This window comes from Oceanobacillus luteolus (assembly GCF_023715655.1).
GTDB classification, from domain to species: Bacteria; Bacillota; Bacilli; order Bacillales; family Amphibacillaceae; genus Oceanobacillus; species Oceanobacillus luteolus.
On record NZ_JAMBON010000058.1, the window covers coordinates 1 to 13462 of the forward strand.

Consider the following 13462-nt stretch of genomic DNA (forward strand, 5'->3'; position numbering starts at 1 on the left):
GAAATTGGATCAACTACTACCTTGGTCACCGTCCATTCCAGCGGAATGTCGTGTACCAAATAAAACTAAATAAATCATAACAATAGTCCACATCTAAAACTAGGTGTGGATTATTTGACGTTTACATATACTTAAAATACATCAATCTATTTTTACAGATCAATCTGAACTTATAGACTGAGAAGGAGTGTTTCGTTCTATGGAGAACAATATGGTGATTACTTTAAAACAGCAAGAAATCATTTCCCATCCGATTCGGAGTCAGATTATTATGCTGCTATTTGATCAAGCAATGACAGCCAAACAAGTGGCAACAAAGTTAAATAAAACTGCTGGAAACATCCACTACCATATCCGGAAACTATATGATCACGGTATTATCGAACTGGAACGCGAAGAAAAAAAGAAAGGAATTATTGAAAAGTATTATCGTTCCAAAGCTATTTCATTTTCAACAGTAGATAACAGAAAACAAGATACGAATATTCACAGTCAATATGCAGCTACCTTGACGCTATCAAGGGATGAACTGCAACAATTTGAAGAAAAGCTAAGAGCATTGATTATTGAGTTCGCACGATCATCGGTGAGCTCCAAGAAAGAGCGGGCAGCTTATGCATTCAATAGTACGATTTCAAAACAGATCAAGGAGGGTGAAAAATGAATGATAAGGTGTTGAATTATAATTTCAACATTTTACTTTCGGGAGTTTTTGTTAAAGCACTTGGCTCAGGTATGTATAGTATCGGAGCTATGATGCTGGTGCTTTTTATCAGTGGAAATCCATTTTATTCTGGGGTAGCTTTTTTCGTAGTCGGCTTGCCGTCATGTATAAGTTTTTTAATTGCACCTTTTGCCAATTATGTTTCATATAAAAAAGCCTTAGTCTTATGTGAACTCACCAAATCAATCTTACTTCTATCCATCCCACTCCTCTATACCTTCTCCATGTTGCACGTATGGACAGTAATTATGATTATGTTTGTTGTCGCGTTAATTTCCACCTTCACTTATCCAATCGAAACAACGCTTGTTCCTACTTTTGTTGGAAAAGAAAATGTTGTTAAAGCCAATTCTTATATCAATATGTTAAGAGAAAGTCTCGATGTTGTTTTCCTCGCTGCTGCAGGCATTATAATTGCAATGATCGGCAGTGTGACAGCCATCCTCATTACAGCAGGATGCCATTTGATTACTACAGTTCTATATTTATTTTTCCGTTTGGAGGTTGTAAAAAATAAAGAAACATTCCGTTTAAAACAAACCCTTCATAATTATAGACACGATTTAAAGGAAGGTTTAATCTATATCCGCCCCACCATCTTGCCTCATATTATAGCTGCTGCCGTCTTACTTAATTTCTTTACTGGAAGTATGTTTGCTTCCATCCCAGCGTTTTCTTTAATGCAAGGTGGAAATGAAGCATACTATGGTTATTATCTGGTAGCAATGACGCTCGGACTTCTCATAGGTTCATTTTTGACACCTAGAATCAAGCATCTCCCGTACAGCAAATTGACAATGGGTGCAGCATTACTTTCAGGTGTTTTTTGGATTGGTTCTTCGATGTTACCGGTATGGTATTCTTTAACCTTTTATTGTATTGGCTTTATTGGTGTAGGAGTTATCAATATATTGATTATTTCTATTGTGCAGCAACAAGTCGAGGAAAAGATGATTGGTAGAGTCATTACAATTTTAGTTAGTTTATCCGCTATTGGGCAACCTTTGGGAGCATTGGTAGGAGGTGCTGTCAGTTCTGCGGCCAGTCCGGTTTACCCCATTATGATGGCAGGGATGATGATGGTTGTCTTTAGTATATATTTTCTCGTTCATCCTTTATTACGCTCATTGGAATCGATTGATAAATTATCTGTTTTTAAACAAACTGCAAAGTAATCATTTCTATCCGTAATCGCCTTTGTCATTTTTAAAGAAAAGAATGAAGTTCAATACGGCAACGCAAAATGTATGCGATGCCTTATTGAACTTTTTAATCATAATCTCTCCATAACATCATCGACAGAATCCCATTCATAAATTAGTTCATTCAATATTTCTTCACCAATTTTAATTTGATCCTTCTTCACTAATTTTGCACCATAATATTCATAAAAGTACCGTGTTTTGTTATCTTCAAGTACTTCAACAAATATCTTTTTACGACCTAATTCTTTAAAGTGCTTGAATAGTTCTTTAAGCAATTTCTTTCCTATCCCTTTTCCTTGATACTCTTCCAGCAGGTAAATGGATGTTAAATCTCCTGTATGCTCTTCCTTATTCTCTTGTCTTTTCCCTGCCGTTCCAAAACCGATTATCTCGTCCATTTCATTTAAAGCGACTACAATATAGTTCGTTTCGTCTGTAATATTTCTCTTCCATAATTCCGTCCGGTTTTCATAAGATAAATTATTTAAAAAATTATCTGGGATGATGCCTTTATAAGTCGTTCTCCAACTATCTACGTGTACTTTAGCAATGCCTGGCGCATCCTCTAGTTTTGCTCTTCGTATCCTCATTTGCTCATCCCCCGTAAACATGATTTTTTAGCTCACAGCGATTTCTCTCTTATTTGAATAAACTCTGAAAAGATTTTGTATTCCATATCCAATACCTAATCCATGCACCTAACATATTCAAAACTTTATAAAAAGGTAACTGGTAATTATTCTCCATTACGAAGTTTTAGGGTGAGTTTTTCTAAAGCAACTAAAACAATATAAAAAGAAAAACCTGCATACGCCCATGGTAAATAGGAAACCAAGCTTACATCAAACCCTTCTATACCGTTGAAAATGGAAATGATCAATCCGATAAATATCCCCGCTAAGGAATAGTTGATCCAGCGTGTCCCTTTATTCATTCTCTCAATGATGAGTGATATCGGAATTCCAATGAAAACAAAGAAGAGTATAGCAAGCATATATAATAGAACGGATAAGGCCGGATCAGTAGTGAAATGTAGATTGTAACCTTCCATAAGACGAGAAGTCACATTATATAAATAGAAAAAGAAAAATAATACGAAAGGTGCTATAAATGAAGAGGCAATCATTAACAAAAATCTTAGTTCAAACCTACCAACATTTTCTTCACCTCATTCTTAACCCTTGATAGCAATCAGTTAACCGTTATCACTTTTCACAAGAGATAGACCAATTAAGGATTAGGATACCTATATCCTGTTCCGTGACTGATCCATTGTTACCTAGACAGGCAGCTTTAGCTTCAACAAATCCATTATAGTTGATCAATATTCCAATCATGAGGACTACTAGCACACATAGCACGCTGATGATATAGCTTCCATTTTTAGTGTTAATAACTGCTCACATCCTTCTACTCCTGGAACTCTTTTCAGACTGTCCTAAAAAATATAGAAAACCCGCCAATGATAAAATAGCTAACAAATTATAAATAAACCCCATTGAACTTCTCCCCTTTATAACGAAATTACTTTTCCGCTTTTTGAGTAAATGTAATCATCGTAGACATAAAAACAGGCAATAGACTCCATATGAAAAATCCCCAACGTTCTGTAATTAAAGAGACGATTAAAAAGAAAGTCAGTACTACTATCGCTAAATAGATAGCAAATTTCATTTTCTTGTCCATTTCTACATCTCCTTTTTAAAAAGAGTTAAAATTTTCCACCAATATAAGTTATTCTAACATACTTATGGCTGTAATTTAATATGGATTCAGTGTGAAACTTTATCTAATATAAAAACTGCACCCCAATTGTTATTTATGCCTAACAATCGAGGTGCAGTTTTATAAAATTCGTCATGCTTATATCAAGATGTTTCTACAAATAGATATTCATTTAATGCACGCTGCAATGTACCTTTTATTGCAATATCCACTCCATAATTTGCTCCCAAGCTGGCCATCTTATGGGCAAGATTAGGCATTAATCCGGTCAGCACCGGTTCTGAACCCATCAATTTTATTCCACTAACTACTTTTTCAAATTTATCCAACGTGTATTCATCGATATCTGGGATCCCTGAAAGATCAATAATCAGTGTTTCAATGTCTAATCTTGATATCTCAGATAATGCCTTTTCCTCAATAGTTTCCATACGGTAGGAATCAAATTTCCCTATCAATGGCAACACCGCGATCCACGAGCTGACTGGAATAATTGGAACCGTCAGGTGTTCGACCAACTTTCTTTGTTCAATAAGTAATTCGTCTTTATATCTCGAATAACTGATAAAGAAGTTGTTCAAAAACTCATCGATCCCATCGTTGATTCTCTTTTCCAATGCGAAGAATTCATCCACAGAATCAACGTTTAATGGGCTATTTTTACGTAGAAGACGCCATAACGTCCGTCGTATTGCATGAATCCATTCTAATTTTAATGCGAGCGTTAGTGAATGCTTTGCCCAAGAAATACCTTCCACTTCAGCAAAAGCGATAAGTTCGTCCCGTTTATTCCCAACAACATAAAGAGCAATAATCTTTGCATTACTTAATAAGTCAATATTACCTTCTTCCAAGATTGAATGGATTTTGGAAGCTACATCACCCGCTTCCTTCAACAGGATCGATTGGAACTCTTCTTCATTATTTTGTATGTATTTTGCAATACCGTCCTCTTTCACCATTTTATTTCCTCCCCCATTCAATAAATAAGAAAAATACTGATTGATTCATAATTTTCATCAATCAGGCAAATTATATGTTAATCAACAACCATATCTCCATACTAATACCCCGACTTTTATAAACCTAAACATATAATGTAATTTTACTTCTATATCTTTTTATACATACTGATAATTAATAGCAAGTAAATGTGAAGCTTTTATGATTATTCAACCACTACCTGTCCAACCATACCCTCTTGCATATGGTATCGACATATCAGTTCGTATGTCCCCACCTGCTCCGGGCTGACAGAAATCCTTTCTTCTTGTCCCGGTAATACCTCGACATCGATGGCCAAATCTCTTACAGTGAATGTATGATCTTTTACTCCTTTATTTTGCAGAACCAAAATCGTCGTTTCATCACTTTGAAGTGTAATTTCATCCGGATTAAAGGTATCGTCTTTCAATTCAACAATGATTTCATTGTTTTGAGTTGCCGATTCTGCCAAACTGTGCATGGCTCCCTGTGTAATAAGTATGAATGCGATTATTGTTACAAAAACTATCTTCATGCTTGAATATTTCCTCGTCAAGAATCATTCCTCCTTTTTAATGTTAGTTTCTTCATCTCACAATAAAATATTCCTAAATGATAACGACTACACTCTTGTTCTATCTCTTCCATAAAATTTGCTGTATAGTGTGAAATAGAACAATAAATAGCGATTAGGATTGTATAGAAGTGGAGGAGGTAAGATGAAGAGAATTATACTAACAACTGAGAGTGGTGCAGATTTACCTGAGGAACTGGCAAAAAAATATGAAATACAAGTAGTGCCGATGCATGTGATTATGGGAGGTAAAGATTATTTGGACGGTTCTTTACCTGTACAGGAGATTTATAGTTATTATGATCGTACACAGCAAATCCCTTCAACGACATCTACCAATACGCATGAGTACCACAATTTTTTCACAAGGATTAATCAGGATTTCGCAGACTGCACCATTGTCCATATCGGATATACGTCAAAAGCCTCTTCGTCTTTTCATAACGCCGTGCTTGCCTCTGAAGACTTTGACAATCTTTATCTGATCGATGCGTTGAATGTAACAGGGGGACTAACTGCCATTGTGATGTATGCGGCAAAATTATTAGAGGATGAACCCTCAATTGAAGCGGAAGCATTAGTGGAAAAAATAAAAACGAGTATTCCTAAAGCTCGACTCGCTTTCATTCCGGGAAGTCTCGATTTTTTAAAAGCCGGTGGACGTGTAAGTAATTTTGCATATCTAGGAGGAACATTACTAAAATTAAAACCGAGGATTGAATTGGTTGACGGCTTATTGCTTTCCAATAAAAAATATCGAGGAAAAATGAATAAAGTTTCGGAAAAGCTAATGCACGACTATTTTACAGAGTATAATATCGACCGGGAACAATTATATTTAATCTACTCTGTCGGACTGGATGAAGGTATAAAAGAACGTGCCTCTGCAATTGCAAAAGACTATGGTTTTAAAAACATTCACTGGATGCAAGCAGGTGCAGTAATCTCCACCCACTCCGGACCAGGGGGATTTGGAATCGCGGGGATAGAAGTTTAGTGTTCGACCGGTCTGGAATAACCCAAGACAGTAACGTTCAGATGATACGCTTGATGATAGAGCTAATTTCAATATGCAATCGAATGTAAGAACATCTTGCGTTCGTTGGCACGCCTGATTCAGAGTCACAATCGAATGTAAGAACATCTCGCGTTCGTTGGCACGTCTGATTGAGAGTCACAATCGAATGTAAGAACATCTTGCATTCGACTAGGCAGTATTTTTTACGGAACAGTCGAACGCGAGGAAGACTGGTGTTAAATTTTTAGGGTGATTTAGATGTTACACAAGCATTGAAAAAGGAACGCGATATCACGTTCCTCTTTTTAACTCAGCAAGTGCTTGATTTTCTAACGGAATCCGTATAGTCATTAGTAAAATGTGAAACAACGGAAAAAGAATCGCAGTGATATAAGCTTGAAAAAGAATAGGGATGATAAATAACTCCACACCAACGATAATATAGTTCGGGTGCTTTACATATTTGTATGGTCCTTTTTGCACTAGTGAATTGTTAGGCAAAATGATGATTTTTGTGTTCCAATACCTTCCCAATGAAAGAATGCACCAAACTCTCGCTGCTTGTATTAATAAAAACAAGGCAAATACATAAGGGTTGAGGATGAGCGTGATGGGATTACGCAGAAAAACCTCAAGCAGAAGAGAAAAGAAAAATAGCGTGTGGACAACAATGAACCATTTATAATGATCCTTTCCCCACTCTACTCCTCCTCTTTCCATCATCCACTTTTCATTACTTTTAGCTATGACTAGCTCAACAATACGTTGTATGGCAATAAAGATGAATAAAATCCAAAATATTGTAGGCATCAGTTACTCCACTCCAGTAAAAGTAATTCAGAGCAAAATCCTGGCCCCAAAGCCGCTAAAATGCCTAGGTTCCCCTGCTCCGCCCCCGCTTGCATCCATTCTCTGAGGACATATAAAACAGTAGCAGACGACATATTTCCATGATTCCTCAATACCTCATAGGAGTGCTTCAGCTTTTCTTTTTTATCCTGCAATACATCTTCCATAGCTGCCAGCACCTTCATTCCTCCTGGATGAGCAATATAGGCATGGATATTTTCTTTTAGGATATTCATTTCTTGTACAAAAAGCTCCATATGTTCTTTCCAAAAGGTTTCGACAAGTGATGGAATGCTTTTGTCAAAAATCACTTCCAACCCATTATTGGTTACGTTCCAGCCCATAACAGACGTGCTGTCTTTTTTGATACGTGAACTTGAATTGACGATTTTAGGTACAGTGTTTTTCTTATAGTTTAAGTACGGAGAGTCTTCCCCGATGACGAGGGCTGCGCTAATTCCATCGCCAAATAATGCTGTACCAACAATATTACTTGTTCGGAGATCTCCCTTTTGAAAGGTAATCCCACATAACTCACAACAAACGACAAGTGCAGTTTTTTCCGGATGGGCCTTAATCCAATCAAAAGCTCTCGATAAACCAATTGCTCCTCCTGCACATCCTAATCCCCATAAAGGCATTCTGATGACATCTTGACGGAAAGGTCTACCATTTATTAGAAAAGCGTCAATAGATGGAGTGGAAATCCCCGAACTGGAAACGTAAATAATTAAATCTATTGCCTCATAAGGAATAGGATCGCTGAGAAACTGAGCGTTTTGTAAACAATCATCTATTGCTTGAAGCGAATGGTCTATTGCGTTTTTCTGATATGTATTATTTTTTTCTTCAAATGTATGGTCTTTAATAAACCAAGTCTTATCCACGACAAATTGCCGATTGTCGATTTGGGCATGCTCGAACACTGGCAACAACCTTTTTACTTCATCATTGTTTGACCCGAAAACTTCCTGAACTAACTCCTTCACTTCTTCCTGGCTGATATTATATTGAGGTATACTCGTACCTACTGAACATACGAATCCCATGTATTCACCTTTTTTCCTATGTACTTCATGGTTCATAGTTTTCCCAAATGAAGGAATGTGATACATGAGTTTCCATGGAAGTTGATTAGGAAAATAAATATGCATCTGCTGATAAGTGGACCTCTTTCAGCAGATGCATGTTTAACATCATTTATTATATTGTGTTTTACGGATACTGATTTTCCAATTGGCACCAGTCTCAATATGATAGGCTTTTGCAAATGAGCCCTGGTTAATGGCGACCCCAATTTTGTCCAATGAATTAACAAATAGAATTGGTTCCCCTAATCTACTATCTGCAAATGACCTTCCAAACTTGATGATGTTTTTATAGATGAATCTACGGTTATTTTCAATAGAAACCTCTAAGGCATCTCCGTATTCTATTCCTAATTCTTTAAAAACGACGCGCTCGATATTTGTCCATAAGTTTCCAAAACGCACATCAAGAATATCGATATTACCGACTACAACGTCATCCGTATACTCAGCTTCTGTAACCGGCAACTCAACAAGCTGATCAACATCCAATTCCGGTCCAACTTGCTCATACGTGATGATCCCTGCAGCAAGCCTTGCTCCCGTATAAGCATAAACATCCCGACCATGGAATGTGTATGATTCACCTGAATTTGGCAGGCGATTGATTTTTTCATCAATAATTCTTGCTTCAATGATTCCTACATGTTCTTTCACATGGGTTAACGTACCATTATCTGGAGTGACAATGTACTGGTTATTTTTCGTTTTCGCTACAACACTTAACCGTTCTGTCCCCACTCCAGGGTCAACTACAGATACAAATACAGTCCCCTCCGGCCAATAATTAATCGTTTGGAAAAGACGATACGAACCTTCCCAAATATTATATTGCGGTATATCATGGGTCAAGTTATAAATCCCTAAGCTCGGGTCGACGGATAGTGCTACACCATGCATTGCACTAACAGCCCCATCACTAAGTCCAAAATCCGTTTGTAATACTAAATGTTGTTTGCTCATGATATTCCCTCCATTTTTTCTAAAAGAACAAAAAACCACGTCATCACCGAATAAACGGTAAGGACGTGGTTGTATCTACGTGGTACCACCTTACTTTACTGTATGCTCACACATACAGCCTCTAAAAGTACTCGAGTCCATTGGCTCTTCATACTTTGGTGTTGATAACGAGCACCAAATCTCGTCGGAACCTACTGCGTCAGATGACCGTTCAGCACGAAACTCCGAGGCCATTGTTCAGATTCGTATTTTTGCTTCTTTTCAGCTGCCGAAGCTCTCTGTGAAAAAATAACTGAATCTTACTTTTCCTCTTCAACGTCTTTAAGCATGAAACTATGTTTAAGTTGCATTTATTATAGTAAAGAAAATTAATAAAAGCAAGTATTTATTTGAATCACTCTAAAAATCTGTCTTCTAATTTTTATTTCAAGATGGATACCCTTTTTACCGATTTTTAAAGTTTACTACTCCTTTACCTTTTCTTTCAGATACTCTACAAATGCTTCGTCTCTTGCTAACCACGCTTGATAATGACGCTTTAGATACATCTCTGCATCCTGGTAACTTGCAAAGACTTTGTCCATTTTCTTATCATTCCTTTTAATGCACCATTCCTTATCCGCCTGATAAATAAAAAACTGATCCTCATCGTGTGTTTGGTACAGTGTTCCAAACGTAGTTTCTTTTATATTGAAGCGATTTCTCTTTGGATCTTCTCGTAATGGTGGCAACGGAAATGTTTCTTTTACGAATAATTTAAATGCCAACTCATTCATTACGCAGCCGGCAGCTTTCGCGTGACCTCCACCATCAAAACGGCCCGCAACTTGTGAGACGTCCACATGGTCATGTATCGTACGAAACCCCATTCTTCTACCACCGATATTCATGATTGCAATATAATCCAAATGAGGATACTCTTTTCCAAGCTCGTTCCCTAACTCAGAATGATAAGATTCAGCAAATACAACGCCTGCATATAAGTCATCTATTTTTTTCTGTACCAATTCACGACGTTTCCTGCGTATATACCTCTCCGTTTTATCTTCTTCCATTGCAAGAATTCTCTCTTCAAAATCATTAAATTGAAATGATTCATCGGATTCAAGACGCTCTAACATCGTCTCCTCAAATTCATCAATCGATATTAAGAAAAATAAGGCATTCAGTTTCTTCGCTTTTTGATTATCATTTTGCTCCCATTCCCATGTATCATACTGCCTGACGAGTTCTACAAATTCAGCAATCGCCCCTGTCGGTTGCAGTAACCCCCTGGAGATTAGGTATTCATAAAATAAGGAAGTTGCTGAGGTCAAGTTCCCCTCTTCATCTTCTACAACGACATAACCCCAATCATATTCATTATAATGTAATGCTGTTTTATGATGATCGATTAATTGGAGCCTCCCCCCTGCCTGATAATACTCATTAAGCCGTTTTTCATTTTCTTCATTTACAGATAGATCAGTAATGAATAGATGCGTATCCTTGTCATTTTCTAAAAACCATTCTACTTCACGATTTAGTGATCCAACAGAATTATAACGAACGATAACTTGATCATGAAAAGCAAGTTTGGCCAAAATACCACATCCAACCCCATCTAAATCATTATGCGATAATAACTTATACATACCTTGGTGGCACCTCCTGATGATAAGCCTGATATATATAGACTAACCAGTGGATAAAGGTTTATCCTTAGAATTTCAGCTAAAGCATTGCTGAGAAAGTTCCAGATAATATTAACCAATGCCTCAATTAGAAGGTTTCTTTGCTTATTTTATAGAAATATATAAAGATGGACAAATAGTGGATCAAGGAAGGGGACATGAAGTGGATACTTTTTTTATTGAATCGTTCATAAATATCTTAGTGTTTATACTTATCATATATTTGATTTCTAGAGTAGCTCATTTCTTTAGCAACACCAAAGCCAAAATCAATGAAATTGATAAAAAGTTAGATAAGTTAAAGGATATAATTGAAAGCAAAAATTAAAGGAACGTGATTCACGTTCCTTTAGTAGTATCTAAATTTCTAATATTATTGGAACAATCATTGGCTCTTTCTTCGTACGTTCTTTGACATATTTGGCGATAGACCTTTTTATTTGTTTTTTCATCGCATTCCTTGAATTTCGATTAGCTTGTTGAAGTTCATGGATGGTTTGTAATGCAATTTTCTTCATGCTTTTCCTAAGTTCAGCAAAATTTTGATCTAGGAAACCACGGGAAATGAACTCGGGTTCTCCAAGTATCTTTTCTTCCTGAATATTTATCGGGATAATAATCATCAGCAATCCATCTTCTGATATTTTCCTGCGATCACGTAATACAAATTCCATTTCTCCAACATCGCCACCGTCTACATACGTGTTTCCACTAGGAAGTGTTCTCGTGCTACGTGCGATGGTCTGTTCAATATCTACAACGTCCCCATTTTTTAAAATAAATATATTTTCTCGTTCTACATCTACGGATTCCGCGAGTAGTTGGTGATGATGCAACATGCGATATTCACCATGAATCGGGATGAAATATTTCGGTTTCATAAGTGTAAGCATGAGCCTCAAGTCTTCTTGATATCCATGACCGGATACATGCATCCCCGAGCTGCTTCCAGAGCCGTAAATGACATGAGCACCAAGCTGGTATAGATTATCGACAATACGAGTTACATTCCTTTCATTGCCAGGAATCGGACCAGCTGCAAGAATAATCGTATCTTCAGGTAATACCTCCACATCACGGAAATTCCCTGTAGACAACCGACTAAGTGCTGCCATGGGTTCCCCTTGACTTCCGGTACATAAAATAACCACTTTCTCTGGAGGAAATTCATCCATATCACGGGCATCAATCAACAGAGACTTGGGTACGATTAAGTGTCCTTTATTCATTGCAACTTTTACAACATTCACCATCGAGCGACCAAGCAAGACCAGTTTCCGCTGATATTTTTCACATGCAGCAACCACTTGTTGAATACGACTGACGTTGGATGCAAAAGTAGATACAAAGATCTTTCGTTTTGATTTTTCAAAAACCGCATCCAGATTCTCCCCTACCATTTTCTCTGACGGAGTATATCCTGGACGTTCAGCATTTGTGCTTTCTGATAAAAGGAGAAGTACTCCTTTATTTCCGATTTCAGCCATTTTATGAATATCAGGACGTTCATTGTTTGCAGGAGTCAAATCGAACTTGAAGTCTCCAGTATGTACAATCGTCCCTTGCGGAGTATGGAATACGATACCTAAGCAATCAGGTATACTGTGATTTACTTTAAAAAAGCCAATTTGCATATTGCCGATTTGTATATCAGACTCTGAATGAATCTCTATAAGGTCGCTTTCGCGTAGAATCCGATGCTCTTTTAGTTTCAGTTCTATCAATCCCAATGTAAAGCGTGTGGCATATACCGGCACATTAACATTTTTTAAGAAATAAGGGATGCCCCCGATATGATCTTCATGGCCATGCGTGACAATTAATGCACGTACCCGATGCTTGTTTTCCACGAGATACGTAATATCAGGTATAATTAGATCGATTCCTAAGAGACTTTCATCTGGAAACTTGTTTCCACAGTCAATTACTACAATGTCCTCTCCACACTCGATTACATACATATTTTTTCCAACTTCATGTAAGCCGCCAAGGGCAAATATAGACAATGCATCTTCTCTTGTTTGCAATATGATACCCTCCTACTGTTCTAGCTTCGTTTTTCATACATTCTGTATTTAACGAGATGTAAAGGAAATTATTTGTAAAAATGAGGTTTCTTTAGTATACCCTTGTGAATCATTTTTAATATATGAAGTATGTGTATTTACAGGAATCGTAGGATAGGTGTAGAATTTGCCAAATGAGGGGATTGTGCATAATTATCAATCATAAATTATTTCAACAGTCTTAAGGAATGACGTAAATACAGAGCTACGTTTTTTTCCACAAAAAAACTCCCCTAGATAGATATCTTTTCTATCTAGGGGAGTTTTAGGTTGCCTGGCAACGTCCTACTCTTGCAGAGACAAAGTCTCAACTACCATCGGCGCTGGAAAGCTTAACTGCTGTGTTCGGTATGGGAACAGGTGTGACCTTTCCGCCATCATTACCAGGCCTACAGGATGTAGGTCGTTCGGTGTTGTTCACAGGACGTGAACGTTTTTAACCGAACATCCTTTATAGCTTATACCTTAAAAACTAAATAAGAGTAATGGAACGACATCAAAATAGAAATTAGTTAAGTCCTCGATCGATTAGTATTTGTCAGCTCCACATGTCACCATGCTTCTACCTCAAACCTATCAACCTCATCGTCTCT

Annotated in this window: 13 protein-coding genes, 2 rRNA genes and 1 other annotated feature; of the genes, 3 read left to right on the forward strand and 12 right to left on the reverse strand. The window is 37.2% G+C overall.

Translation table 11 applies throughout. The features are described from left to right. Nucleotides 1-199 precede the first annotated feature (199 nt). Both M3210_RS18415 and M3210_RS18420 read left to right on the forward strand, forming a co-directional pair. Nucleotides 200-664 (forward strand): ArsR/SmtB family transcription factor, encoded by a 465-nt coding sequence (locus M3210_RS18415; RefSeq protein WP_251517450.1) that lies wholly within the window; start codon nt 200-202, stop codon nt 662-664. Next, entirely contained in the window at nt 661-1899 is a 1239-nt protein-coding gene (locus M3210_RS18420; protein WP_251517453.1) for an MFS transporter, read from the forward strand. The genes M3210_RS18415 and M3210_RS18420 overlap by 4 nt, the downstream gene beginning before the upstream one ends. Before the next feature lie 98 nt (nt 1900-1997). Here the strand turns inward: M3210_RS18420 and M3210_RS18425 are convergent, their stop codons facing one another. The 5 genes from M3210_RS18425 to M3210_RS18445 all read right to left on the reverse strand — a co-directional run bounded on the left by M3210_RS18425 (nt 1998) and on the right by M3210_RS18445 (nt 5173). Then, a complete protein-coding gene (locus M3210_RS18425) occupies nt 1998-2519 on the reverse strand; it encodes a GNAT family N-acetyltransferase (RefSeq protein ID WP_251517456.1) in 522 nt (173 codons plus the stop codon). A 146-nt stretch (nt 2520-2665) separates the two neighbouring features. Further along, complete coding sequence (locus M3210_RS18430) at nt 2666-2980, reverse strand: hypothetical protein (RefSeq protein ID WP_251517459.1); 315 nt, start codon at nt 2978-2980, stop codon at nt 2666-2668. Nucleotides 2981-3453: 473 nt separating this feature from the next. Continuing rightward, a complete protein-coding gene (locus M3210_RS18435; protein WP_251517461.1) occupies nt 3454-3615 on the reverse strand; it encodes a hypothetical protein in 162 nt (53 codons plus the stop codon). A gap of 182 nt (nt 3616-3797) precedes the next feature. Next, nucleotides 3798-4616 (reverse strand): STAS domain-containing protein, encoded by an 819-nt coding sequence (locus tag M3210_RS18440; RefSeq protein ID WP_251517464.1) that lies wholly within the window; start codon nt 4614-4616, stop codon nt 3798-3800. A gap of 206 nt (nt 4617-4822) precedes the next feature. Next, complete coding sequence (locus M3210_RS18445; RefSeq protein ID WP_251517483.1) at nt 4823-5173, reverse strand: cupredoxin domain-containing protein; 351 nt, start codon at nt 5171-5173, stop codon at nt 4823-4825. 184 nt (nt 5174-5357) lie between these two features. Between M3210_RS18445 and M3210_RS18450 the strand changes: the two genes are divergently transcribed. Then, nucleotides 5358-6209, forward strand: coding sequence for a DegV family protein (locus M3210_RS18450; RefSeq protein WP_251517467.1), 852 nt, complete (start codon nt 5358-5360; stop codon nt 6207-6209). Nucleotides 6210-6521: 312 nt separating this feature from the next. Here M3210_RS18450 and M3210_RS18455 read toward each other — a convergent pair whose 3' ends face one another. The 7 genes from M3210_RS18455 to M3210_RS18485 form a co-directional block, all read right to left on the reverse strand. Continuing rightward, on the reverse strand, nt 6522-7040 hold the full coding sequence (locus tag M3210_RS18455) for an isoprenylcysteine carboxyl methyltransferase family protein (protein WP_251517469.1): 519 nt from the start codon (nt 7038-7040) through the stop codon (nt 6522-6524). Beyond that, nucleotides 7040-8164 (reverse strand): type III polyketide synthase, encoded by a 1125-nt coding sequence (locus M3210_RS18460; RefSeq protein ID WP_251517472.1) that lies wholly within the window; start codon nt 8162-8164, stop codon nt 7040-7042. Before M3210_RS18460 ends, M3210_RS18455 begins: the two co-directional genes overlap by 1 nt. Before the next feature lie 111 nt (nt 8165-8275). Beyond that, complete coding sequence (locus M3210_RS18465) at nt 8276-9130, reverse strand: SAM hydrolase/SAM-dependent halogenase family protein (RefSeq protein ID WP_251517475.1); 855 nt, start codon at nt 9128-9130, stop codon at nt 8276-8278. Nucleotides 9131-9186: 56 nt separating this feature from the next. After that, nucleotides 9187-9455 (reverse strand) — a binding site (T-box leader). Nucleotides 9456-9594: 139 nt separating this feature from the next. After that, complete coding sequence (locus tag M3210_RS18470; protein ID WP_251517477.1) at nt 9595-10764, reverse strand: DHH family phosphoesterase; 1170 nt, start codon at nt 10762-10764, stop codon at nt 9595-9597. A 398-nt stretch (nt 10765-11162) separates the two neighbouring features. Next, nucleotides 11163-12830: a ribonuclease J gene (locus tag M3210_RS18475; RefSeq protein ID WP_251517480.1), complete on the reverse strand. Its 1668-nt coding sequence runs from the start codon at nt 12828-12830 to the stop codon at nt 11163-11165. A gap of 311 nt (nt 12831-13141) precedes the next feature. After that, nucleotides 13142-13257 (reverse strand): 5S ribosomal RNA (gene rrf / locus M3210_RS18480). Between the two features lie 120 nt (nt 13258-13377). Beyond that, nucleotides 13378-13462 (reverse strand): 23S ribosomal RNA (locus M3210_RS18485); the annotation flags it as partial.

Coding starts and splice junctions, on each gene's coding strand:
- M3210_RS18415 (WP_251517450.1), top strand. CDS start 200: ATGGAGAACAATATGGTGATTACTTTAAAACAGCAAGAAATCATTTCC.
- M3210_RS18420 (WP_251517453.1), top strand. CDS start 661: ATGAATGATAAGGTGTTGAATTATAATTTCAACATTTTACTTTCGGGA.
- M3210_RS18425 (WP_251517456.1), bottom strand. CDS start 2,519: ATGAGGATACGAAGAGCAAAACTAGAGGATGCGCCAGGCATTGCTAAA.
- M3210_RS18430 (WP_251517459.1), bottom strand. CDS start 2,980: ATGGAAGGTTACAATCTACATTTCACTACTGATCCGGCCTTATCCGTT.
- M3210_RS18435 (WP_251517461.1), bottom strand. CDS start 3,615: ATGGACAAGAAAATGAAATTTGCTATCTATTTAGCGATAGTAGTACTG.
- M3210_RS18440 (WP_251517464.1), bottom strand. CDS start 4,616: ATGGTGAAAGAGGACGGTATTGCAAAATACATACAAAATAATGAAGAA.
- M3210_RS18445 (WP_251517483.1), bottom strand. CDS start 5,173: ATGAAGATAGTTTTTGTAACAATAATCGCATTCATACTTATTACACAG.
- M3210_RS18450 (WP_251517467.1), top strand. CDS start 5,358: ATGAAGAGAATTATACTAACAACTGAGAGTGGTGCAGATTTACCTGAG.
- M3210_RS18455 (WP_251517469.1), bottom strand. CDS start 7,040: ATGCCTACAATATTTTGGATTTTATTCATCTTTATTGCCATACAACGT.
- M3210_RS18460 (WP_251517472.1), bottom strand. CDS start 8,164: ATGAACCATGAAGTACATAGGAAAAAAGGTGAATACATGGGATTCGTA.
- M3210_RS18465 (WP_251517475.1), bottom strand. CDS start 9,130: ATGAGCAAACAACATTTAGTATTACAAACGGATTTTGGACTTAGTGAT.
- M3210_RS18470 (WP_251517477.1), bottom strand. CDS start 10,764: ATGTATAAGTTATTATCGCATAATGATTTAGATGGGGTTGGATGTGGT.